The 20,816-nt window shown below is 69.2% G+C and carries 24 protein-coding genes; 10 read left to right on the top strand and 14 right to left on the bottom strand.

Annotated elements, in window-relative coordinates:
- Positions 1–61: 61 nt before the first annotated feature.
- On the bottom strand, positions 62–934 hold the full coding sequence (locus MRBLWH11_RS00270) for an aldo/keto reductase (protein WP_341947868.1): 873 nt from the start codon (positions 932–934) through the stop codon (positions 62–64).
- A 91-nt stretch (positions 935–1,025) separates the two neighbouring features.
- Here MRBLWH11_RS00270 and MRBLWH11_RS00265 point away from each other — a divergent pair, with 91 nt between their 5' ends.
- Positions 1,026–1,904, top strand: a complete 879-nt coding sequence (locus tag MRBLWH11_RS00265; RefSeq protein ID WP_341946294.1) for a helix-turn-helix transcriptional regulator — start codon at positions 1,026–1,028, stop codon at positions 1,902–1,904.
- A 40-nt stretch (positions 1,905–1,944) separates the two neighbouring features.
- Here MRBLWH11_RS00265 and MRBLWH11_RS00260 read toward each other — a convergent pair whose 3' ends face one another.
- Positions 1,945–2,949, bottom strand: coding sequence for a GTP-binding protein (locus MRBLWH11_RS00260; RefSeq protein WP_341946293.1), 1,005 nt, complete (start codon positions 2,947–2,949; stop codon positions 1,945–1,947).
- An 81-nt stretch (positions 2,950–3,030) separates the two neighbouring features.
- On the opposite strand from MRBLWH11_RS00260, the gene ykgO reads away from it, so the two are divergent.
- Positions 3,031–3,153 (top strand): type B 50S ribosomal protein L36, encoded by a 123-nt coding sequence (gene ykgO / locus MRBLWH11_RS00255; RefSeq protein WP_036311902.1) that lies wholly within the window; start codon positions 3,031–3,033, stop codon positions 3,151–3,153.
- 18 nt (positions 3,154–3,171) lie between these two features.
- Here ykgO and MRBLWH11_RS00250 read toward each other — a convergent pair whose 3' ends face one another.
- From MRBLWH11_RS00250 to MRBLWH11_RS00235, 4 genes are all read right to left on the bottom strand, one after another.
- A complete protein-coding gene (locus tag MRBLWH11_RS00250) occupies positions 3,172–3,957 on the bottom strand; it encodes a DNA/RNA non-specific endonuclease (RefSeq protein ID WP_341946292.1) in 786 nt (261 codons plus the stop codon).
- Between the two features lie 78 nt (positions 3,958–4,035).
- Positions 4,036–5,124 carry an acyl-CoA desaturase gene (locus MRBLWH11_RS00245; RefSeq protein WP_116634381.1) on the bottom strand — a complete coding sequence of 363 codons (1,089 nt, stop codon included), beginning with the start codon at positions 5,122–5,124 and terminating at the stop codon, positions 4,036–4,038.
- A gap of 24 nt (positions 5,125–5,148) precedes the next feature.
- Positions 5,149–5,340, bottom strand: coding sequence for a hypothetical protein (locus tag MRBLWH11_RS00240; RefSeq protein WP_133192783.1), 192 nt, complete (start codon positions 5,338–5,340; stop codon positions 5,149–5,151).
- A gap of 9 nt (positions 5,341–5,349) precedes the next feature.
- Positions 5,350–6,330, bottom strand: a complete 981-nt coding sequence (locus MRBLWH11_RS00235; RefSeq protein ID WP_341946291.1) for an SDR family oxidoreductase — start codon at positions 6,328–6,330, stop codon at positions 5,350–5,352.
- Positions 6,331–6,454: 124 nt separating this feature from the next.
- Here MRBLWH11_RS00235 and MRBLWH11_RS00230 point away from each other — a divergent pair, with 124 nt between their 5' ends.
- Positions 6,455–7,297 (top strand): helix-turn-helix transcriptional regulator, encoded by an 843-nt coding sequence (locus tag MRBLWH11_RS00230; RefSeq protein ID WP_116634384.1) that lies wholly within the window; start codon positions 6,455–6,457, stop codon positions 7,295–7,297.
- A 62-nt stretch (positions 7,298–7,359) separates the two neighbouring features.
- Positions 7,360–7,908: a VOC family protein gene (locus tag MRBLWH11_RS00225; protein WP_341946290.1), complete on the top strand. Its 549-nt coding sequence runs from the start codon at positions 7,360–7,362 to the stop codon at positions 7,906–7,908.
- 35 nt (positions 7,909–7,943) lie between these two features.
- On the opposite strand, the gene MRBLWH11_RS00220 is transcribed toward MRBLWH11_RS00225, so the two are convergent.
- Positions 7,944–8,342 (bottom strand): VOC family protein, encoded by a 399-nt coding sequence (locus tag MRBLWH11_RS00220; RefSeq protein ID WP_341946289.1) that lies wholly within the window; start codon positions 8,340–8,342, stop codon positions 7,944–7,946.
- Between the two features lie 73 nt (positions 8,343–8,415).
- On the opposite strand from MRBLWH11_RS00220, the gene MRBLWH11_RS00215 reads away from it, so the two are divergent.
- Both MRBLWH11_RS00215 and MRBLWH11_RS00210 read left to right on the top strand, forming a co-directional pair.
- Positions 8,416–9,189 (top strand): TetR/AcrR family transcriptional regulator, encoded by a 774-nt coding sequence (locus MRBLWH11_RS00215; RefSeq protein WP_341946288.1) that lies wholly within the window; start codon positions 8,416–8,418, stop codon positions 9,187–9,189.
- The gene (locus MRBLWH11_RS00210) at positions 9,182–9,562 is read left to right on the top strand and encodes a CHY zinc finger protein (protein ID WP_341946287.1); all 381 of its coding nucleotides are present in this window, start codon (positions 9,182–9,184) and stop codon (positions 9,560–9,562) included. Before MRBLWH11_RS00215 ends, MRBLWH11_RS00210 begins: the two co-directional genes overlap by 8 nt.
- Here the strand turns inward: MRBLWH11_RS00210 and MRBLWH11_RS00205 are convergent.
- On the bottom strand, positions 9,521–9,862 hold the full coding sequence (locus MRBLWH11_RS00205; RefSeq protein WP_341946286.1) for a metalloregulator ArsR/SmtB family transcription factor: 342 nt from the start codon (positions 9,860–9,862) through the stop codon (positions 9,521–9,523). The genes MRBLWH11_RS00210 and MRBLWH11_RS00205 overlap by 42 nt on opposite strands.
- 83 nt (positions 9,863–9,945) lie before the next feature.
- Between MRBLWH11_RS00205 and MRBLWH11_RS00200 the strand changes: the two genes are divergently transcribed.
- From MRBLWH11_RS00200 to MRBLWH11_RS00185, 4 genes are all read left to right on the top strand, one after another.
- A complete protein-coding gene (locus MRBLWH11_RS00200; RefSeq protein ID WP_341946285.1) occupies positions 9,946–11,253 on the top strand; it encodes an NAD(P)-binding domain-containing protein in 1,308 nt (435 codons plus the stop codon).
- 59 nt (positions 11,254–11,312) lie between these two features.
- Positions 11,313–11,723, top strand: a complete 411-nt coding sequence (locus tag MRBLWH11_RS00195) for an arsenate reductase ArsC (protein ID WP_341946284.1) — start codon at positions 11,313–11,315, stop codon at positions 11,721–11,723.
- A 242-nt stretch (positions 11,724–11,965) separates the two neighbouring features.
- Entirely contained in the window at positions 11,966–13,945 is a 1,980-nt protein-coding gene (locus MRBLWH11_RS00190; protein WP_341946283.1) for an alkaline phosphatase family protein, read from the top strand.
- Positions 13,946–14,170: 225 nt separating this feature from the next.
- Positions 14,171–15,244: a TerC family protein gene (locus MRBLWH11_RS00185; RefSeq protein ID WP_341946282.1), complete on the top strand. Its 1,074-nt coding sequence runs from the start codon at positions 14,171–14,173 to the stop codon at positions 15,242–15,244.
- 148 nt (positions 15,245–15,392) lie between these two features.
- On the opposite strand, the gene MRBLWH11_RS00180 is transcribed toward MRBLWH11_RS00185, so the two are convergent.
- The 6 genes from MRBLWH11_RS00180 to MRBLWH11_RS00155 form a co-directional block, all read right to left on the bottom strand.
- Positions 15,393–16,298: an arginase family protein gene (locus tag MRBLWH11_RS00180; RefSeq protein WP_341946281.1), complete on the bottom strand. Its 906-nt coding sequence runs from the start codon at positions 16,296–16,298 to the stop codon at positions 15,393–15,395.
- 33 nt (positions 16,299–16,331) lie between these two features.
- Positions 16,332–17,237, bottom strand: coding sequence for an SDR family NAD(P)-dependent oxidoreductase (locus MRBLWH11_RS00175; RefSeq protein ID WP_341946280.1), 906 nt, complete (start codon positions 17,235–17,237; stop codon positions 16,332–16,334).
- A gap of 17 nt (positions 17,238–17,254) precedes the next feature.
- Positions 17,255–17,929, bottom strand: a complete 675-nt coding sequence (locus tag MRBLWH11_RS00170) for a cation transporter (RefSeq protein WP_341946279.1) — start codon at positions 17,927–17,929, stop codon at positions 17,255–17,257.
- Positions 17,929–18,264 carry a metalloregulator ArsR/SmtB family transcription factor gene (locus tag MRBLWH11_RS00165; RefSeq protein WP_116634394.1) on the bottom strand — a complete coding sequence of 112 codons (336 nt, stop codon included), beginning with the start codon at positions 18,262–18,264 and terminating at the stop codon, positions 17,929–17,931. Before MRBLWH11_RS00165 ends, MRBLWH11_RS00170 begins: the two co-directional genes overlap by 1 nt.
- A 49-nt stretch (positions 18,265–18,313) precedes the next feature.
- On the bottom strand, positions 18,314–19,828 hold the full coding sequence (locus MRBLWH11_RS00160; RefSeq protein ID WP_341946278.1) for a sigma-70 family RNA polymerase sigma factor: 1,515 nt from the start codon (positions 19,826–19,828) through the stop codon (positions 18,314–18,316).
- Between the two features lie 297 nt (positions 19,829–20,125).
- Positions 20,126–20,668: a small multidrug efflux protein gene (locus MRBLWH11_RS00155; protein WP_341946277.1), complete on the bottom strand. Its 543-nt coding sequence runs from the start codon at positions 20,666–20,668 to the stop codon at positions 20,126–20,128.
- Positions 20,669–20,816 lie beyond the last annotated feature (148 nt).

Raw genomic sequence — 20,816 nt, 5'->3', positions numbered from 1 at the left:
AGGTCCGGCTGCGCGACTCCGCTTCTCCCGTGCTCTTCGTCCGCGGCGCTCGCCGAACGGCTCATGCTTCCGGGATCTCCCGACCGAAGGCCTCGAGAGTGACGGCCTCCGGCTCGGGCCCGCGACGCACGTCGGTGTCGAGCGCGTCGATCGAGGCGAGCTGCTCGGCCGTGAGCTCGAAGTCGAACACGTCGTAGTTCTCGGCGATGCGCGCGGGTCGCACCGACTTCGGCAGTGCGGAGCGGCCCTGCTGCAGGTGCCAGCGCAGCATGACCTGTGCCGGCGACTTGCCGTGCTCCGCGCCGATCGCCTTCAGCGTCTCGTCGTCGAAGGCCGACGCGCCGTTGGGGCGGTATGCGGTGATGCCACCGATCGGCGACCAGGCCTGCGTGATCGTGCCCGCCACGGCATCCGCCCGCTGCACATCGCGCTGCTGGAAGTACGGGTGCACCTCGACCTGGTTGACCGCGGGCACGATCGAGGTCGAGGCGGCCAGGTCGGCGAGGTGCGACGGCATGAAGTTGCTGACGCCGATGGCGCGCACGCGCCCCTCGCCGAGCAGGGACTCGAGGGCCTTGTACGCGCCGACGGTCAGGTCGAACTGCGAGGGCAGCGCCTGGTGCAGGATGAGCAGGTCCAGAGTGTCGACGCCGAGCTTGCCGGTCGACTTCTCGAAGGCGTGCAGCGTCTCGTCGTAGCCGAAGTCGCTGATCCACACCTTGGTCTCGATGAAGATCTCGTCGCGGGAGATGCCCGACTGTCGGATGGCCTGTCCGACCTCGCGCTCGTTGCCGTATGCCGCTGCCGTGTCGATCAGGCGATAGCCGGTCTCGAGCGCCGCGGTCACCGCTGCGACGGTCTCCTCGGGAGCGGCCTGGAAGACGCCGAAGCCGAGCGCCGGCATGGTGACGCCGTTGTTCAGGGTGAGATTCATGGTCATACCTCCAGTGTGCGGATGGATGCGGCCGGATGGGAGGGGGTGCTGGTACCTCCCTTCCGCAGCCGGCAAGGCGTACCGTCGAGGTATGGACACCCGCAGCGAGGTGCGTGAGTTCCTCTCCACGAGGCGCGCACGACTCACCCCCGACAAGGCAGGGCTCCCCGTGTTCGGGGGCAACCGACGCGTGCCGGGGCTCCGTCGCGAGGAGGTCTCGCTGCTCGCGGGCGTCAGCGTCGACTATTACACCCGCCTCGAACGCGGTGACCTCTCTGGAGCGTCCGACAGCGTGCTGGACTCCCTCGCGAGGGCGCTGCAGCTCGACGACGCGGAGACGGCGCACCTCTTCGACCTCGCCCGCACCGCGAACGCCTCACCCGTGGCCAGGAAGCCGCGGAAGAAGGCGGAGGCGATCCGCCCCAGCATCCAGCGCCTGCTCGACGCGATGACCGGGGCGCCGGCACTCGTGCGCAACAGCTCTTTCGACTATCTCGGCGCGAACGCGCTCGGCAAGGCACTCTATTCGCCGCACTTCACCGATCCCGCGCCGAACAGCGTGCGCTTCGCCTTCCTGAATCCCGCGGCGCACGAGTTCTACCCCGACTGGGACCGTGTCACCCGTGAGATCGTCGCGGCGATGCGCGGTGAGGCCGGCCGCAATCCGTTCGACCGTCGCTTCAGCGACCTGGTGGGCGAGCTCTCGACGCGCAGCGATCGGTTCCGCACACTGTGGGCCGCGCACGATGTGCGCCATCACCGCAGTGGGGTCAAGCGGCTCCGGCATCCGGTCGTCGGCGAGATCGAGCTCGTCTACGAGGCGTTCGAGCTGCCCTCCGACCCGGGACTGCGCATGTCGACGTACACGGCCGAGCCCGGCACGGCATCCGAGGAGAAGCTGAAGATGCTCGCCAGCTGGGTCGCGACGGAGTCGGCGAGCGCGGACCAGGCGGCATCGGCCGAAGCCTGAGGCAGCGAGCGGCCGGACACGACGACCGACGGGCGGTCGTTCAGGGGCGCTCCTCGACGATCGACGGCCACGCGGGGAGCGGGTCCTCGAACTCGCGCCATGCGACCGGACCGGCGGTGAGCTCCTCGTCGGTGACGGCGGCGTCGTCGAGGGCGTCGCGGAGTGCCCGCGCATCGATGCCGAGCCCGGTGAACGCGATGTCCTGCACGGTCGACGCCGCCTCGATATCGGACGACAGCGGATCCATCCAGATCGCGGAACCGACGTGATCCCAGCGTGCGAGGACGCTCGCCCGCGTCGCGAGACGACAGAATCCCGCCGACCGCAGGATGTGGCCGTGGCGACCGGACTCGATGTCGTCCAGCGCAGCGGCGAGCCTCGCGGGGTGGAACGGGCGGGGCTGCTCGTAGCGGAGCGTCGTCACACGCGCATCTGTCATGTGCGGATCGTGCTCATCGTTGAGCGCGTGCACCCAGCCCGCTCTCTCCAGCAGCAGCGGCGACTCCGGCGACCCGGAGCTCAGGGCGCGGATGTCGTCCGCCGGTCCGCGCGACAGACGCACGCGGGCGGCGGGATTGAGGTGAGAGGCGATCGTCATCACGAGGGCCAGACGGGGCGTGTCGACCGCCTCCCAGTTGACGAAGGAGATCAGCGTCGCGCCTTCGACGAAGGACACGGCGCGACGGGCGCGAGCGCCGACGTCGCCGCGGTCGTCACCGGGGCCTGCGGTCTCGAGGAGCGGGCGCTGGTCGGCGAGGTCCTCCAGCAGGTGCAGGGCGTCCACGACGCACACGACCGGAATCCGCGGATCCGTCGCGAGGTCGACGTGCGGGAGGTCGATCTCGGTCCCGATGTCGGCCACGAATCGCCAGAGTTCGCCGCTGCCGAGAGACCGCTGCGACGGGATCGGATCGCGTTCCTCCCGACGCGCGGGAGGGAGCTCCGAGATCCGCACGAGGCGCCTGCCGGTCGCTCGGGCGAGCGCGGCCGCGTACCGTCGTCGCTCCGGCACGCAGACGCCGACGACGATGAGGGGGTGCTCCATGGACGATCTGCTCTCTTCTTGACGGGCGGTCCTCGCCACCCTACCTTGTTATTGAGAAAGATTATCAATAAGGAGATCGTCATGAAGGTTCGAGCATCGCTCAAGTCCCTGAAGAATCAACCCGGCGCCCAGGTCGTGCGCCGTCGCGGGCGCGTCTTCGTCATCAACAAGCTCAACCCCCGATTCAAGGGTCGTCAGGGCTGACCCGGGGCGGGCGGCTGCTCAGAGGATCGTGTCGCCCGCCGAGCGCAGCGCGCGCCAGCCGCCCGCCCGCAGGTCGGCGCGATCCAGCACGTCGGCGTCAGTGAGCGGCCCGAAGTCGACACCCGTGATGCCCGTGATGTCCGCGATCGGCACCTGGAAGGTGCGGAAGGCCCCGAGCGGCGGCTTCGCCAGAAGGCCTTCGCCGGTGTCGACGAGTTCGGTCTGGTCGAGGACGAACCCCGCGGCGCGAAGATCGGTCGCATCCTGCCAGGCGGCGACCTTCCAGAATCGCAGCGGGATCCGGATGCCGCGGTACGCCGGGTCTTCGTCGGCGAGGACAGGCGCGGTGAAGACGCTCAGCCGCTGATCGGTCGTCTCGGCATAGGCGAGCACATGGTCTTCGAGGCCGAGCCACAGTTCCTTCGACTGGTTGAAGCCGGCGGCCTGCGGCGCGGCGTTCGGGTAGAAGAAGGTCGCCTCCATCGCCTCCCGTGCGTCGGCAGGCTCGCCCCAGCCCGGATCGCGCCGGCGGACCAGGTGCCCGCGGTCGAGGTCGTTGCGCGCGTAGACCTCGGGGCCGGTCTGCTCGTCGGCATCGACCCGGGGATCGAGGCGCCACTCGCCCTCCCTGGCGAGGTCGCGGAGCTCGGCGCCGTCGATGTTCACCGCCGTCGCCGCCGCGAGGCGACGCGAAGGGTCGAGCAGCACCGAGAAGCGCGGGTAGTCGAGCCTCCGAGTGACGCGCCCCGTCTGCGGCAACGCCACCGCGGTGGCGAGGAAGTCGTCCCGATACCCGTCCGTCATCCGTCCATCATGGTGCTCCCGTGGCAGTTTTGGCGGGTCTGCGAGCGAAACACCCGCCATGCCTGCCACGGGAGCGCACTACACGTGACTGCGCTGCTCGATCAGCGGGCAGCTGAACACGTCGCGCTCGCCGAGGCCGACGCGGTTGATGTAGCGGACGACGATCGCGTACGAGGCGAACAGGCCGATGCGGGTGTACGGCACCCCGAGCTCGCGACAGTACGCCTCGACCACGGGCGCCGCGCGACGCAGGTGCGGGCGAGGCATCGACGGGAAGAGGTGGTGCTCGACCTGGTAGTTCAGCCCGCCGAGGAGAACATCGATGAACCGGCTTCCGCTCACGTTGCGGCTCATCAGCACCTGGCGCCGCAGGAAGTCCAGCGTCATGTCCCGCGGGACAACCGGCATCCCCTTGTGGTTCGGTGCGAAGGCGATGCCCATGTAGAAGCCGAACAGTCCGAGCTGCACGGCGAGGAACACGAAGGCGATGCCCGGTGACAGCACCAGGAAGACCAGGATGAGATAGCCGATCATCCGCACGGCCAGGAAGACGATCTCCACCCATCGCCGCTCGAGGCGTCCGCGTGTGAACACGCGTCGAACGCTCGACGCGTGGAGCGACAGGCCCTCGAAGAGCAGGATCGGGAAGAACATCAGGCCCTGGTGCGCCCGCAGCCATGACACCAGCGGGCTGTGATGCCGTGCGGCGCTGTCGGCTGTGACCGCGATGACAGGCAGCTCGATGTCGGGGTCGGCGCCGAGCTTGTTGGGATTCGCATGATGCCGGGTGTGCTTGTGCTGCCACCAGCCGTAGCTCATGCCGACGAGCAGGTCGCCGAGGATCAGGCTGATCCAGTCGTTCCAGCGTCCGGAGACGAAGATCTGGCGGTGGGCGGCGTCGTGGCCGAGGAACGCGATCTGGGTGAACACGATCGCGAGCACGGCCGCGGTGAACAGCTGCCACCAGGTGTCGCCGATCCAGACGAACACGAGGATGCAGGCGATGAGCACCAGTGGCGCTCCCACGAGCTTCGACCAGTAGTAGCCGTAACGGCGGCGCAGCAGTCCGCGCTCGCGGACGGTCTGAGCGAGCTCCGTGAAGGTGCTCGATGCGCGGGCCGCGCTGTCGCGCGGACGGGTGCGGACGGTCGGACGGATGTCGTCCATGATGACCTCTTCGCGGGTGTCGCCCTAGTCGCGGGCGGCACCGCCCTCTTCGGCCCAGTCCGAGATGCGTGCCTCGTCGTCGTCGGTCACCGTCGCGGCGGTGTGGTGGTCAGGCACGTGCTTCGTCGTCAGCGCGGCCGGAAGCGCGTCGACGAGGGCAGATCCGTGACCCAGCGGTTCGGGGCTGTGCCCCGCGATCTTCAATTGTGCGTTCATGACCGGACGTTACGCCCCCAAGCTGGGTGGGCTCACAGTCTCGATCGGTCCGTCGCCGGGGAATCGGATGCCGGTCAGCTCCTCGGAGACCTGCCAGACCCGCCGCGCCTCCTCCTCGCTGCGCAGACGGGAGTACAGCCGCTGCTCGGCAGGAGCGCCGCCGAGATGACCGATCCCGCGCGGTCCGTAGAACGCGCGGCGGCGGGCGTCGGGAGACGTCGCTGCGTAGAGGGCGGGGAGAGCCGCCGATTCCGGAGTGCCGAACACGATCCCGCGGGCGGATCCCCACCGGATCACCCGCACACCGAACGTGTCCTGTCCGCGTCCGAGCTCCGGCCGGGCGGCGAGCAGGCTGGTGGGGGCGACTCCGGGGTGGGAGAGGTTGCTCGTGATGCCCCAGCCCTGTGCTTCGCTGCGACGGTCGAGCTCGAGCGCGAACTGACCGAAGGCGATCTTCGACTGGCTGTACGCGGTCATGCCGTTGTACGAGCGCTCCCCGTTCAGATCGTCCCAGTGGATGGATCGCTCGTTCGCGGCGACGCTGACCTGCGACGTGACGCGGGCCTTGCCTGCACGCAGCAGCGGCAGCAGCTGCCCGACGAGCGCGAAGTGGCCGAGGTGATTCGTGCCGAACTGGAGCTCGAAGCCGTCGGCCGTGACCTGCCGGTCCGGTGGCGTCATCACGCCGGCGTTGTTGATGAGGAGATGGATGGGCCGTCCGTCCTCTCGCATGCTGTCGCCGAACGCGGCGATCGACGCGAGCGATGAAAGGTCCAGGGGCAGCAGTTCCACTTCGGCGGACGGAGCCTTCTCCCGGATCCCGGCGGCCGCCGCCTCGCCCTTGCGGAGATTGCGGACCGGCAGCACGACGTCTGCGCCGGCCTGGGCGAGACGGGTGGCGATTCGCAGTCCGATGCCGTCGCTCCCGCCGGTGACGACGGCGCGTCGACCGTGCAGCGGTGGGATGGTGATGTCGATGGTGCGTGGCATGAGCGTGCTCCTTCAGGTCTCCTCCACTCTCATCGGTGCCCGGCGCGCTATCCAGGACTCGTCGATCAGTGGATGCCGGAGCACCGGCATGTCAGGATCGTGGCGACGAGAGGATGCCGTGCGCATGGGGATCGACAGGGCAGGGCTGGCGGAGTTCCTCCGGATGCGGCGCGACGTGCTCCAGCCGGAGGACGTCGGCCTGCCTCGCGGGCAGCGTCGGCGCACCGACGGACTCCGGCGCGAGGAGGTGGCCGCGCTCAGTCACATGTCGGCCGACTACTACGCGCGCCTCGAGCGCGGCAGCGGCCCGCTGCCGTCGGAGCAGATGATCGCGTCGATCGCCCAGGGACTTCATCTCTCGGTGGAGGAACGCGACCACCTGTTCCGGTTGGCGGGCCACCGACCTCCCGCTCGCGGTGTGGAGAGCGACCACGTCTCACCGGGAATGCTGCGCATCCTGGACCGCCTCGAGGACACGCCGGCCGAGGTCGTCACGGAGCTGGGGGAGACGCTGCGTCAGACCGCGCTCGGCGTCGCGCTCACCGGCGACACCGCGCAGCTCACCGGCCCGCAGCGCAGCATCGGGTTCCGGTGGTTCACGGATCCGGGTTCGCGTGAGCTCTACGACCCCCGCGACCACGCGTTCCTCGCCCGGCTGTGGGTCTCCGGCCTGCGCGAGGTGATGGCCCGCAACGGCCCGGAGTCGCGCGCCGCCGAGCTCTGCCGCCTGCTGCGCGATGAGAGCGAGGAATTCCGGATGCTCTGGGAGCGGCAGGAGATCGGGCTGCGGCCGCAGGAGACCAAGCGGTTCATCCACCCGGAGCTCGGTGCCCTCGATCTGTCCTGTCAGAGCCTGATCGACCCGGAGTCCTCGCAGGCCCTGCTGGTCTACACCGCGGCCCCGGGGTCGGAGAGTCACGAGAAGCTGAAGCTGCTCTCGGTCCTGGGGCCGCGGTACGCGCACTGACCGGGTCTCGGCTGGAGCGCACGAGGACAGGATCTGTCCGCATCTGCTCGTAGGTTCATCGCATGACATCCAGATCGGAGAAGAAGATGACCGACACGAAGAACTCCGCCCCCGCCGGCTACACGACCGTGGCGCCATGGGTCGTCACGGACGACACCGGAGCACTGCTCGACTTCGTCGCCGCGGCGTTCGACGGCGAGGAGATCGCGCGTGTCGCCACGGAGGACGGCTTGATCGGCCATGCCGAGATCCGGGTCGGGGACACGATCATCCTGGCCTTCGATCGCCGTCCGGAGTGGCCGGTGATGCCGAGTCTGCTGCGGGTGTGGGTTCCGGATGCCGATGCGACCTTCGCTCAGGCGATCGCAGCGGGAGCCGTCGTCGTGACCGCCCTCGACGACAATGCCTTCGGTCAGCGTGGGGGACGCATCAAGGACCCGTTCGGCAACATCTGGTGGGTGGTGAGCAACGTCGAAGAAGTCTCGGAGGATCTGATCTGGCAGCGCCTGCAGCAGCCGGCGTATGCCGAGCAGATGCGCGTCGCCCAGGAGACGCTCGACGCAGAGCTCAGCGGTCGGGATCAGGGGCGGTCGAGCGCACCCACGCGCTGAGCGGCGTCGAGGCGGCTCAGCGCGTGGCACCGCTGTCAGCCGACGTGCTCCTCCGTCGGCTCGACCCACTGGACGAGCTGGTAGACGATGCCGTTCGGGTCCGTCATCTGGAAGTAGCGCTCGCCCCAGGGCTCGGTCTCGATCGGCGTGACGATGGTGACGCCCTCCTCGCGCAGGCGGGCGTAGTCGTCGTCGATGGCGTCGACCGTGAAGACGACGAGGAGGCCTGTCGCGTCCGCAGCCGCCGACGCGGGCTTGAACGTCGGCAGGCCCGTGCGGAGGTAGATCAGGTTGATCCCGGCATCCGGATGCTGCAGCGAGCAGAATCCGTCGGCCGCCATCGCGACGGAGAAGCCGAGGTGCTTCTGCACCCACTCGGCGGAGGCGTCGACGTCGGGCACATTCAGCGAGATCGCTGTCGAGGTGAACTGCATGGATGCTCCTATCGGTAACACTGTACGACGTACAATGTACTGCGTATAACGCAGATGTGGCAAGATCATTCCCATGGATGCCGATCGCACGGGCGCAGGAGAGCCGAGCCGGACCCTCGCTCTGCTCTGGGGTGAGCCGTCGGCTCCGCGGAAGGGCCCGGCGCGCTCCGTCGCCGTGGGTCGGCTCGTCGATGCGGCCCTCGCCATCGCCGATGAGCAGGGGCTCGCCGGAGTCACGGTGCGTGCCGTGGCCGAGCGCGTGGGCATCGCGCCGATGTCGGTGTACACCTACGTCCCGGGGAAACCGGAGCTCCTCGACCTGATGGTCGACGCGCTCTACGCCGGCATGGCGCGGCCGGATCCAGGGGAGAGGCCGTGGCGCGAACGGGTGACCGAGATCGCGCAGGCGAACCGTGAGCTGCTGACCCGGCATCCGTGGCTCACCGAGGTCGCCGCGCTCAGCAGGCCGCCGCTCGGTCCCGGGGTCATGGCGAAGTACGAGCACGAGCTCGCCGCCTTCGACGGCACCGGGCTCTCGGATGTCGATGTCGACGCCTCGCTCACCTACCTCCTCGGCTTCGTCCAGGCGCACTGTCGCTCGGCGCACGACGCCGTCCGAGCGGTCACCGACACCGCGATGAGCGATGAGCAGTGGTGGTCGGCGAACCAGCCGATCCTCGCCCGCGCCCTCGACCCTGCGGCCTTTCCGCGGGCGGTGCGCATCGGCGCCGCCGCCGGAGAGGCGCAGGGCGGCGCGTGGGGTGCGAGTCAGGCCTGGGCGTTCGGGCTCGCGCGTACGCTCGACGCTCTCGCCGCCCTGATCGAAGGTCGCGAGCCCCATGCCTAGTCGTCCGGTCGTCCGCGGCGCGGTCGTCGACGACATGACCCGATGCGTGCACTATCGCACCGCCGTCGACATCATCGCGATCCGCTTCGCCTGCTGCGGCGAGTACTACCCGTGCCATCTCTGCCATGCGGAGGCTGCCGGGCATCCCGCGCGCCAGTGGGGCTTCGACGAGCGCGCGACGAAGGCCGTGCTGTGCGGAGCCTGCGGTGCGGAGCTGACGATCACCGACTATCTGGCGGCATCCTCATGTCCGGAGTGCGATGCCGGGTTCAACGAGAGGTGCGCGCTGCATGCCCACCTCTACTTCGGGGCCGAGCCGGCGGTGAGACCCTCAGGTCGTCCGCAGGGCATCGGCGGCCGCGTCGAGCGCTGAGTCGTTGAGGGCGAAGTACGCCCACTTGCCGCGCTGCTCGCGCGTGACGAGCCCCGCCTCTGCGAGCAGCTTCATGTGGTGGGAGACCGTGCCCTGGGAGAGACCGACCGGCTCCGTGAGGTCGCAGATGCATGCTTCCCCGCCGTCGCCCGCGGCGATCAGTGACAGCAGTCGAACGCGTGTCGGGTCGCCGAGCGCCTTGAACACGCGGGCTGCCCTTTCCGCGTCCTCGACGGAGACGGCAGAGGTGACGCGGGGGACGCAGCAGGAGGTCGCTTCGATGGTCAGGGGCAGGCTCACCCCGCTAGTCTGTCACGTATTGACATTCTTCGATAGGTAGGAGATGGTCTTCATATTGAAGTTTTTCGATTTGAGGAGACGTCATGGATGAACTGCCCGTCGTGATCATCGGAGCGGGGCCGCAGGGCCTCGTCGCCGCCGCGCATGCGACCGAAAGCGGGCTGGACGCCGTCGTCCTCGAACGCGGGGATGCCGCCGCGGCCGCGGTCTCGGAATGGGGGCATGTGCGGCTGTTCTCCTCGTGGCCGGAACTCACCGATGCGGCCGGTCGGCGCCTGCTCGAGCCGTCGGGGTGGTCGGCTCCGCCGGCCGGGTACCCGACGGGCGCGGAGTGGATCGAGGGATACCTCGCCCCACTGGCCGACGCACTGGGTGAGCGGGTCCGCTACGGGGTCACCGTCACCGGCGTCGCACGCCATGGCCGTGACAAGGTCGTCGACGGCGGACGTCGGAGTCAGCCGTTCGTGGTGCACACGCGAGATGCCGACGGCACCGAGAGCCGGCTCCTCGCACGTTCGGTGATCGACGCCAGCGGCACGTGGGGGCAGCCGAATCCGGCGGGTGCGGACGGCTACCCTGCGCTGGGCGAGCCGGCCTCGGCAGATCGCATCTCCTATCGGATCCCCGACGACGTCGCCGCCTTCGCGGGCGCGCACGTGGTCGTGGTCGGAGCCGGCCATTCCGCGACGCACGCGGTGCTGCGACTGAGTGAGCTCGCACGCCGCGCACCGGGTACGCGGGTGACCTGGCTGCTGCGACGGGGAACCGCGACGAACGTGTTCGGAGGCGGTGCCGGCGACGAGCTCCCCGAGCGGGCGGCTCTCGGAGCGCGCGCTCGCCGCGTGATCGAGTCCGGCGTGGTCGACGTCGTCACCGGGTTCCGTGTCGCCGAGTTCCGGGCACAGGACGGCGCTCTCCGCATCCGCTCGGACGACGGGCGAGAGGTCGCCGACGTCTCCCACGTGTTCGCGCTCACCGGATTCCGACCCGACTCCGACCTGCTCCGGGAGCTGCGCATCGATCTCGATCCCGCACTCGAGGCGGTCGCGGGGATCGCCGCCGAGATCGATCCGAACATCCACTCGTGCGGTTCGGTGTCGGCGACGGGTGCGCGTCAGCTCGCACAGCCGGAGCAGGGTCTGTTCATCGTCGGCGCGAAGTCCTACGGGCGCGCGCCGACCTTCCTCGCGCTGACAGGCTTCGAGCAGGTGCGGAGCGTCGTCGCGCACCTCGCCGGAGATCACGAGTCCGCGGCCCGCAACGAGCTGGTGCTGCCGGACACCGGTGTGTGCGGCGGCGCGGGCGGATTCGACGAGGGAGCGAGCGGATGCTGCGCCGCGCCTGCGCCCTCCGTGCTGCAGATCGGCTCGCGCCCTGTCGCGGTCGGCTGATCCGAGCAGCCTCCCCCGCATCGATGAATGTCAGACTGGAAACGTAGACAGGAGCCACCATGCCCGACGCCTCACCCACCCCCTCCGTCCTGTTCGTGTGCGTCCACAACGCCGGCCGCTCGCAGATGGCCGCGGGATTCCTGCGCGACATCGCCGGCGACCGCATCGAGGTCCGCTCCGCGGGGTCCATGCCAGCTGACGAGATCAACCCGATCGCCGTGGAGGCGATGGCCGAACTCGGCATCGACATCACGGCGGAAGCGCCGAAGGTGCTCACGACCGAGGCCGTCCAGGCCTCCGATGTCGTGATCACGATGGGGTGCGGTGACGCGTGCCCGTTCTTCCCCGGCAAGCGCTACGAGGACTGGAAGCTCGATGATCCGGCCGGCCAGGGCATCGACGCGGTGCGGCCGATCCGCGACGACATCCGCAGCCGCATCGAACAGTTGGTGGGCGAGCTGCTCGACTGACCGCGGCGCTCGTCCGTTCACGCACATAGATACCTATTTGCGCGCCCGAGAGTGAACGGCACCTCAACGTGTATTGACATCTTCGCGCGAACCGTTGGCGGCGCGGTCTCCGAGTTCGAGACTGTCTCCGGGCATGGACGTCACCATGCCCGTGAAACCAACGTCTCGGAGATCAAGTGCCCTCGTATCGCAAGCGCGCAGTTGTGCTGACAACTGCGGCCGCATGCCTCCTGTCCCCGCTGGTGGCCGCACCCGCCCTGGCGGCCGCCGACGCGGCCGCCGTCAAGACCCTCGTGATCGGGATCGACGGTGCGTCGTTCGACTTCCTCGACGATGCGGACGTGCCGAACCTCGACGCGCTGATGGCGCGCGGCATGGTCTCGTCCAGCAACCTGTACGGCACGCCGCTGGCCGGCACCATCTCCGGACCGGGGTGGTCGACCATCGCCACGGGTGTCTGGCCCGACAAGCACAACGTCGTCGACAACAACTTCACGGCACCTCGGTACGACCTCTACCCCGACTACCTGACGCGCATCGAAGCCGCACAGCCGGAGCGCTCCACGGCGGTCGTGGCGACGTGGTCTCCGATCGCGACCACGGTCTTCGGGCCGGCCGCGGACTCGCGCATCCAGGGCGGCAACGATGTCGGCACGACGGCCAAGGCGGTCGAGGCGATCGCCGGCGGGGCCGACGACGTGTTCGTGCACCTCGACGAGGTCGACGGCGCAGGGCACAGCACGGGCACGAACGGCGCCGCGTACGGACAGGCACTCGCGAAAGCGGACGGCGAGATCGGCCAGATCCTCGCCGCGGTCGAGGCCCGCCCCTCGGAGGAGGAGTGGACCATCGTCGTCACGGCGGATCACGGCCACACTCCGACCGGTGGTCACGGCGGAAGCAGCCCGGCTGAGCGCAAGGTGTTCGTGATCGCGGCGGGACCGGGCATCGAGCCCGGTGTGCGTCACGACGTCAAGATCACCGACGTCGCCCCCACCGTCCTCTCCGCCGTCGGCATCGCGGCTGACCCGACCTGGGCACTCGACGGCACTGCCGTACCGGACCTCGCGCCCGATGCCTTCGACGCGCTGCGCCCAGCGCTGCAGACCCGCGCGGACGAGACCCGCCCCGGAGCGGATGTCCTCGGCTGGACGCATGCGACACCGGAAGGCTGGAGCATCGACAACTCCCTCATGCCCTCCGGCGGTGTGAGGGAATGGGCCGGCTGGTCCTTCGCCACCGATGACTTCTGGACCAACGTCGAGCTGGGGCAGCGTCGGGAGACGTCGGTGCGCGTCCGCGACGTCTTCGCCGTGGCCGACTCGGATGAGTGGGACGACAAGTCGCACGCGGCGGGCGCCTTCGACTCGACGCTCGTCAGCCCCGCCTACCCGCTGACCGGCGCTTCCACGGCGACTCTGGCGTATGCCACCAACTACTTCATCGACGGGCCGCAGTCGGCCGAGGTCCTCGTCAGCTTCGACGGCGGCGAGGCGCAGTCGCTCAAGGCGTACACGGCGAACACGAATGCCGAGGAGCGTCTGGTCTTCGACGTGCCTGCCGGCGCGCAGACCGCGCAGTTCCGATTCCACTACACCGGGACCAACAGCGCGTTCTGGGCGGTCGATCGCGTCGCCCTCGTCCAGGATGCTGCTCCGGTCGACACCACGAAGCCGGTGGCGACTCTCGTCGCGCCGACCACTGCCGGCCCGATGCCCGCGCTGACGCTGCGCGTCGACGCGACCGACGACATCGGTCTGAAGCGCATCGTCGCGAACATCTACAAGGACGGCACGCTCGTCAAGAGCACGCAGTCGGCGATCGACGGTGCGACGAGCGGTGTGCACGAGACGACCCAGACCCTGCCCGACGGCGCATATACGGTGAAGTACAACGCGGAGGACCTTGCGGGCAACATCGCGCAGACCGGCGTCTTCGCGGTGACGATCGATGCCACCGCTCCGACCGCGACGGTCAAGGAGGGGGCATCGTTCACCGCGGGCTCCGCGGGGGTCTACGACCTCGTCAGTTTCAAGCTCTTCGACGCGGGCAAGGTCTCGCAGGTCTCGCTCAACGGGGTGGTGAAGGACCTCTCCAACAACACGTGGTCCGACATCAACCACGTGAAGCCCGGCGTCTTCGGTGCCGTCCAGGGGGAGAACACCCTGGTCGTCCAGGACGTCGCGGGCAACAGCGCGACGGTGACGTTCATCCTGAACTGACCGCCTCTCCGCGGGGCGTCATGCGCTGCGCCCGCCGCCCCGCGGTTGTCGGCAGATCCACAGGGATGATCCAGGCCTCCTTGTACCCTGGAGATCCCAAGGGGAGTACTCCGATACGGTCGGGTCGTCATTACGGATGCACGTCGCATCCCGGGCCACCGGTTCCTGATCTCAGGAATGGAGAAGACTTTGGCGCTGCTTGTCACGCCGAGTCTGGAGCCCCTGTTGGAAATCACCCCTCTGATCTGGATCATCACGATCGCGGTCACGATCGCCTTCTTCGTGTACGAGTTCTTCGCCCACGTGCGCAAGCCTCACGAGCCCTCGATCGCGGAATCCGCCCGCTGGTCGATCTTCTACATCAGCCTCGCTCTGCTCTTCGGCGTCGGGATCGGCGTCTTCTCCGGGTGGACCTTCGGCGGGGAGTACTTCGCCGGGTATCTGACCGAGAAGGCGCTGTCGATCGACAACCTCTTCGTGTTCCTCATTGTGATGACCGGCTTCGCCGTGCCGAAGATCTACCAGCAGAAGGTGCTGATGATCGGCATCGTCATCGCGCTGATCCTGCGCGGTATCTTCATCGCCGTCGGCGCGACCCTCATCGAGAACTTCTCATGGATCTTCTACCTGTTCGGCGCGCTGCTGCTGGTCCTCGCGTACCGACAGGCCTTCAGCAACCACGAGAGCAACCCGGCCAACGGCCGCTTCATGACGTTCGTCCGTCGGCACCTCCCGGTGACCGACGAGTACAACGAGGACAAGCTGACCGTCGTGAACAACGGCAAGCGCTTCGTCACCCCGATGCTGCTCACGATCATCGCGATCGGCTTCATCGACCTCGTGTTCGCGGTCGACTCGATCCCGGCGATCTACGGGCTCACCGACGAGGCCTACATCGTGTTCACGGCCAACGCGTTCGCGCTCATGGGTCTGCGTCAGCTGTACTTCCTCATCGGCGGCCTGCTCGAGCGCCTCGTCTACCTGGCCCAGGGGCTCGCGGTCATCCTCGCGTTCATCGGCGTGAAGCTCGTGCTGCACGCCCTCCACGTGAACGAGCTGCCCTTCATCAACGGCGGCGAGCCGATGCTCTGGGCTCCCGAGATCCCGATCTGGTTCTCGCTGCTGTTCATCGCCGCGACGATCACCGTCGCCACGGTCGCCAGCCTCCTCAAGACGCGGCGATCCCCGGATGTCGCAGAGACGGTCGATGCCTCGGGCACGCTGAGCCCACTGGAGAGCACCGACACCGCCGGGATCGCCGTTCCCTCGACATCCGCCATCGACAAGGAGAACTCGTGAGCGTCGCGCTGCTCCACCCCTTCCTCGGACCCTGAGGGCACGAGCGCCCGGCTCCCCACGGGGCGTGCTCACCCCTCAGCGGGAGCTTCCGCTGAGGGGTGATCTGCTCTGGAACATCGTGCCCGTCTTCGTGATCAGGGCTGCCGCGTCATCCGCGGATGCCCGACCCGAGTTCGCGCAGGCCGGCATCCAGGATGTCGACCAGCAGTCGCGCGTAGCGGCCGTCCGGGTCGAGGTCGGGGTCGAACACGGTGATGCTCGCGCCGATGGCCCGAGGGGCCAGTTCCCGCAGGAGATCGGCGAGCTGCGCCGCGGTCAGGCCGCCGGGATCCGGGCTGTCGACCGCCGGCATCACTGAGGCGTCGAGCACGTCGACGTCGACCTGGAGCCAGTACCCGTCGGGACCGGCCACCGCGGCGGAGTCGGCCGCCACGGCCGCCGCACCCCGTCTGATGACATCGGCGGCGGGGGTGACGAGTCCGAGGAGCGCGCGCACCTCTTCCTGTTCCTCGTCGTCATCGCGATGACCGATGTGTGCGGTGCGGGCAGCCGCGAAGTACGGGGAGAGGCCGTCGATGTCCGCGATGGCGGGCCAGTGGTACCCGATCGCGGCCGCCAGCGCCTCGCCGGCCACGCTCGCACTCTCGTCGCTGTTCCCCGGATGGCGGAAGTCGGTGTGCCCGTCGACGTGCACCAGCCCGGTGCGACCTCGTCGCGCCGAGGCCATGCCGGCGCCGAGCAGCAGGGCGCAGTCGCCGCCGATCACCAGCGGAGCACTCTCCGCGGCGAGCACGTCGGTGATGCGCGCGGCGAGGCGCCGGGAGTGCTCGACCAGCGCCGCTTCATTGCGGACATGCCCGGCGGCCCTGGTGTCGTCGTCATCGACATAGCGCGCGGAGAGCACGACACCTCCGTCGATCGCCCCGCGCTCGGCGAAGCGGGTGTGGAGTCCTGCCTCGCGCAGCGCCTCCGGAGCCTTCGCCGTGCCCGGCACGCTTCCGCGCTGAGGCGGCCGCAGACCGAGGTTGCTGGGGGCGGACAGCAGAGTGATCATGACCCCAGTCTGGCCGCGGCATCCGACATCGGCTCAGGTCGGGAAGCGCACGCCGGTCAGCTGCTCCGCAGCATCCCAGAGGGCGGCGCCGGTGGCAGGCGATCGGACCTGGTCCGAGGCGCGCACGCGGGTGGGTGCGCCGCGGAACTCGAGCGCCCCTCCCGGGCCCCAGTAGTCGCCGCTCTCTGCCTCGGTGGCCGTGGCCGCATGGATCAGCGGCGCGGCGCCGTCGTCCTTGCCCTGCACGAACGGTCGGCTCAGGGTGGCCAGAGCGCGCACGACCACGGGCACCTCGACGAGTCCGGGCCGCGGGGCGGTGAGCGGATCGACCGCGTACCCCGGGTGTGCGCAGAGGGCGGATCGCCCGGTATCGGACCAGCGCCGGTCCAGCTCGAAGGCGAACGCCATGAGCGCCGCCTTGGAACGCCCGTACTGACGCAGCGAAGAGCCGCGCCAGGGATCCGAGAGACGGCCGGGCTCGAGCCGGGCGAAGCGATGCGCGATCGAGCCGACCGCCACCACGCGGGCGTCGTCGGCGAAGAACGGGGCGAGCTGGGCGAGCAGAGCGAAATGCCCGAGGAAGTTGGTGCCGATCATCAGGTCGAAGCCGTCGTGCGTCCGGGCATCCGTGCGGGCGGTCTTCACACCGGCGTTGCAGATGACCGCATCGAGTCGTTCATCGACGTCGGCTGCCGCGCTGCGGATGCTGTCGAGTGAGCCGAGATCGACGGAGACGATGCGCAGCTGCGCGTCGGAGACTCGGGCTGTGATCGCCGCGACCGCGGTCTGCGCTCGCTCGGGCGATCGGCATCCCAGAAGCACGCGCGCACCGCGAGCGGCGAGACGCTCGGCGCACCAGTACCCGATTCCCGCGTTGGCTCCGGTGACGAGGATCGTGCGACCGTCGAGGTCGTGCCGCAGCGGCAGGCGAGCATCCATCTCCCCAACCTAGATGCTCAGTGCGCGTGGTGATCGTGGTGATCGTGGTCGTCGTGCTCGTCGTCGAAGATCATCCCGACGGAGGTCGCGCATGCGTCGCCCCTCCACGCCTCCACGCCCTCGCGCACCGCGAAGGCCGCGATGACCAGCCCGGCCACGGCATCCGCCCACCACCAGCCGAACAGCGAGTTCGCGACGAGGCCGACGAGCACGGCGGCCGACAGGTAGGTGCAGATCAGCGTCTGCTTCGAGTCGGCGACGGCAGTGGCGGATCCCGCCTCGCGACCCGCTTGCCGCTCGGCGAACGACAGGAAGGGCATGACCACCACGCTGACGGCGGTCAGGACGATCCCGATCGTGCTGTGCTCCGGTCGTTCCGCCGTGACGAGGGCGAGCACGGAGGTCGCGGTGACGTAGACGGCGAGCGCGAAGAAGGCGATCGCGATCACGCGCAGGGTCGGCTTCTCCCAGCGTTCCGGGTCGCGTCGCGTGAACTGCCAGGCGACGGCCGCTGCAGAGAGGACCTCGATGGTCGAATCGAGGCCGAACCCGACGAGCGCCGCCGATGAGGCGATCGACCCGGCGGCGATCGCCACGACCGCCTCGATGAGGTTGTACGCGATCGTGATCGCGACGATGAGTCGGATGCGTCGATGGAGGGTCGCGCGGCGGTCCGCGGTGAGCGTCGACATCAGCAGCTGCATCCTTCGCCGTCGCAGCAGTCCGGCTCGACGATCAGGGTGACGCGCACGAGTTCGTCGAGGGCCGGCGCGAGGTGCGGGTCCGTGAGGCGATAGCTGCTCCGGCGGCCGTCGGGGACGCTCTCGATCAGTCCGCATCCGCGAAGGCAGGCCAGGTGGTTGGACATCACCTGCCGGGAGACGCCGAGATCATCGGCCAGTTCGGCGGGGTAGCGGTCGGTCGCCCGCAGTGCGAGCAGGATGCCGGCACGTGTCGGATCGGACAGCGCGTGGCCGAGACGGGCCACCGCCGCGGTATGGGTGAGAGATGCCGTCGCCGTGGTCATGATGACAACCGTACAGCAGAACCTGAATTCAGAAATTCCTGAATTGAGATCAATAGTCGACGGTGCCCTGCGCGAGCACCTCGGGATCTCCGTCCCGGGGGCCGGTATCGATGATCGACACCGCATGCTGCCCCGAGGCCATCGGCAGCTCGATCTCTCCTGTCCAGACGCCGTCGGAATCGAGGGTCACGACCGCTCCGCTGCGCTGATCATCGATGACGACCAGGACAGTCGTTCCGGCGACCCCGCCGATGGTCACGGTGGCGATCGGAGGGCATCCGATGAGATCGGCCGGAGTCACGGCGACATCGACCCACCACCAGCGCGATCGGCTGAGGGAGGTCGTCGGTGGGGGATCGTGCTCGCTCGACGCGGTCACGGGCGCCGTCACGGGGGCGGTCGTGGGTGACGCCGGAGGTTCTTCGACGGGCGCCGGAGCGACGTCGGGTGCCGGCGCCGGAACGGGAGTCGGCACCGGTGCCGGAGTGCTCGGAGCATCGGCGATCGGAGCGGCGATCTCGCGGATGCCCACGGTCGAGGACGTGGCGGGATTCGGCTGCGCGAGGTCCGGAGACGGAGCGAGAGGCGGTGCGGATGCCGCCTCGTCCGGCAGCGCGACCGACGGCAGATCCACCGCGGTCGCGTCCGGTTCGGTCGGGGTGCGCAGGAACAGACTGCCGCTCACCGAGAGGGCCACGGCCACGGCGGCGGCGACGGGCCACAGCACGGGCGCCGTCGGCGCTGCGGCCGCAACGATCGCCGCTGCGGCCTGCCCCGCCCCGAAATACGCGGGGACGATGACGAGTCCGGCGCCGCCGACGAGGAGCGGGCCGAGCGTGATGGCGCGCGCGAGGTGTCTCGCCTCACCGGCCGCCGCGCGGCAGTCGGCGCACGATTCCAGGTGCCCCGCGACGAACTTCTGCGGGCGCGGACCCAGATCGCCCTGCACGTAGGCGCCGAGCAGCTCGATCACGCGCACATGGTCGGAACCGGCAGGTGCACGGCGGAGGTGCGCGCCGATCCACGCCTTCCGGAGCCCGTCCCTGGCGCGGTACGTCAGAGCGGCCACGGCGTTCGCCCTCATGCCGAGCACATCGGCGATCTCGCGAGGGGGGAGCTGTTCGACCTCGCTGAGCCAGAGCGCATGCTGCCAACGATCCGGAAGCGCGCAGAAGGCCTCGGCGAGGGCCGTGGAGTTCATCATCGCCTCGACGTCGATCGTGCCGACGCCCGAGGGGGGCTCCTCGACCTCGTCGAGCGGAACCGTCGTCGGCGCGCGCCGAGCGGCCGTCAGCCACGTGTTGCGCACCGTGGTGAGCAGATAGGGACGGAACCTCTCCTCCGGCCCTCGGCCGGTGCGCACCAGCTGCAGGATGCTCAGGAACGCGTCCGAGACGACGTCCTCGGGGTCGGGCGGCGCGGCGCCGAGGCTGCGGGCATAGGCCACGGCGGTCGGAGCGTGTCGGCGCCAGAGCTCGGAGAACGCACGACGGTCGCCGTCGCGGCTGCGCCGGAGGAGGTCGGCGTCGGTCTCGTCGGCGGTGCCTGCGCCAGAGCTTTCCATGAGACCTCGTGTTCCGTCGCACGACGTCCGGGTGTCGCGTCGGGGGATTGAGAGATTACCGCAGACCGGGTGGCCGACATGCCAGGGTTACGACGACAGTCGAGCACCGCACCAGGAGAAAGAGGGTGGGATCCCGGGGAAGGGATCCCACCCTCTGGCCGCTCTGTGTGAGGGGTGGGCGGCCGATGACGGAGCGAGCCAATATCCCCAAAGGCCCGGACCTCCGTCATAGGCAAGACCCCGTGGCGGACGAATCATGACGCGAGTCCGCCGAATCGGTCGGAGGCGCCGTTCGGATCAGCGGATGGCGTAGACCGCACCGCCGACGATCACGGCGACCGCCGTCGTCCAGCCGATGATCGCGAGCGCCTGCCAGAACAGCACGCGCGCCTTGCCGACGCCGGCCGCGGCGAGCATCGTGGCGGTGAAGTGGGTCGGCAGCAGCAGCGGTCCGAGAAGGCTGACCCCGGGAACGCCGTAGCGCTCGAACGCGCGCTGGAACTTCTCCCGGCGGGCGGCCTTGCGATCGGTGTGCGGCGCCTCGGACGCGGGTGCGGCTGACGCTCCTCCTCCTGCAAGGGCCGGTTCCTTCACACGAGAGCGGTTCACGATCGCGCTGCGGGCACCCGAGCTCGCCAGCACCAGCACGGCGACGCACACGAAGTTGCCGACGATGGCTGCGACGGCGGCAATCACCGGGTGGATGCCGCCGATGATCCCGATGCTCGCGGCACCCTCGCCCTCGATGAAGGGGATCGCGCCGGCGAGGGCGACGATGAGCGGCTGCACGAGCTCGGGGACCTGGGCGACCCAGTTCTGGAAGATCTCGATGAGGTTCATGGGGTGTGCTCCCGGTTGTCGGTGCGAACGGCGTGTCCGTTGCGATGGATCCAGTCCACCGTTCTCCGGCCGCACACGACAGTGCCGAGCCGTCACCGCTTCACGGGTGGATCGCACGTCGTATCCGTGACATCTGTCACGCCCGTAT

The organism is Microbacterium sp. LWH11-1.2 (genome assembly GCF_038397745.1).
In the GTDB taxonomy this organism is placed as follows: domain Bacteria; phylum Actinomycetota; class Actinomycetes; order Actinomycetales; family Microbacteriaceae; genus Microbacterium.
The sequence above is the reverse complement of the archived record's forward strand: the minus strand, read 5'-3'. Positions and strand labels throughout refer to the sequence as shown.

What these genes read in the sequence shown, in the direction of transcription:
- MRBLWH11_RS00270 (WP_341947868.1), bottom strand. Translation starts at nt 934, where the DNA reads ATGAATCTCACCCTGAACAACGGCGTCACCATGCCGGCGCTCGGCTTC.
- MRBLWH11_RS00265 (WP_341946294.1), top strand. Translation starts at nt 1,026, where the DNA reads ATGGACACCCGCAGCGAGGTGCGTGAGTTCCTCTCCACGAGGCGCGCA.
- MRBLWH11_RS00260 (WP_341946293.1), bottom strand. Translation starts at nt 2,949, where the DNA reads ATGGAGCACCCCCTCATCGTCGTCGGCGTCTGCGTGCCGGAGCGACGA.
- ykgO (WP_036311902.1), top strand. Translation starts at nt 3,031, where the DNA reads ATGAAGGTTCGAGCATCGCTCAAGTCCCTGAAGAATCAACCCGGCGCC.
- MRBLWH11_RS00250 (WP_341946292.1), bottom strand. Translation starts at nt 3,957, where the DNA reads ATGACGGACGGGTATCGGGACGACTTCCTCGCCACCGCGGTGGCGTTG.
- MRBLWH11_RS00245 (WP_116634381.1), bottom strand. Translation starts at nt 5,124, where the DNA reads ATGGACGACATCCGTCCGACCGTCCGCACCCGTCCGCGCGACAGCGCG.
- MRBLWH11_RS00240 (WP_133192783.1), bottom strand. Translation starts at nt 5,340, where the DNA reads ATGAACGCACAATTGAAGATCGCGGGGCACAGCCCCGAACCGCTGGGT.
- MRBLWH11_RS00235 (WP_341946291.1), bottom strand. Translation starts at nt 6,330, where the DNA reads ATGCCACGCACCATCGACATCACCATCCCACCGCTGCACGGTCGACGC.
- MRBLWH11_RS00230 (WP_116634384.1), top strand. Translation starts at nt 6,455, where the DNA reads ATGGGGATCGACAGGGCAGGGCTGGCGGAGTTCCTCCGGATGCGGCGC.
- MRBLWH11_RS00225 (WP_341946290.1), top strand. Translation starts at nt 7,360, where the DNA reads ATGACATCCAGATCGGAGAAGAAGATGACCGACACGAAGAACTCCGCC.
- MRBLWH11_RS00220 (WP_341946289.1), bottom strand. Translation starts at nt 8,342, where the DNA reads ATGCAGTTCACCTCGACAGCGATCTCGCTGAATGTGCCCGACGTCGAC.
- MRBLWH11_RS00215 (WP_341946288.1), top strand. Translation starts at nt 8,416, where the DNA reads ATGGATGCCGATCGCACGGGCGCAGGAGAGCCGAGCCGGACCCTCGCT.
- MRBLWH11_RS00210 (WP_341946287.1), top strand. Translation starts at nt 9,182, where the DNA reads ATGCCTAGTCGTCCGGTCGTCCGCGGCGCGGTCGTCGACGACATGACC.
- MRBLWH11_RS00200 (WP_341946285.1), top strand. Translation starts at nt 9,946, where the DNA reads ATGGATGAACTGCCCGTCGTGATCATCGGAGCGGGGCCGCAGGGCCTC.
- MRBLWH11_RS00195 (WP_341946284.1), top strand. Translation starts at nt 11,313, where the DNA reads ATGCCCGACGCCTCACCCACCCCCTCCGTCCTGTTCGTGTGCGTCCAC.
- MRBLWH11_RS00180 (WP_341946281.1), bottom strand. Translation starts at nt 16,298, where the DNA reads ATGATCACTCTGCTGTCCGCCCCCAGCAACCTCGGTCTGCGGCCGCCT.
- MRBLWH11_RS00175 (WP_341946280.1), bottom strand. Translation starts at nt 17,237, where the DNA reads ATGGATGCTCGCCTGCCGCTGCGGCACGACCTCGACGGTCGCACGATC.
- MRBLWH11_RS00170 (WP_341946279.1), bottom strand. Translation starts at nt 17,929, where the DNA reads ATGTCGACGCTCACCGCGGACCGCCGCGCGACCCTCCATCGACGCATC.
- MRBLWH11_RS00165 (WP_116634394.1), bottom strand. Translation starts at nt 18,264, where the DNA reads ATGACCACGGCGACGGCATCTCTCACCCATACCGCGGCGGTGGCCCGT.
- MRBLWH11_RS00160 (WP_341946278.1), bottom strand. Translation starts at nt 19,828, where the DNA reads ATGGAAAGCTCTGGCGCAGGCACCGCCGACGAGACCGACGCCGACCTC.
- MRBLWH11_RS00155 (WP_341946277.1), bottom strand. Translation starts at nt 20,668, where the DNA reads ATGAACCTCATCGAGATCTTCCAGAACTGGGTCGCCCAGGTCCCCGAG.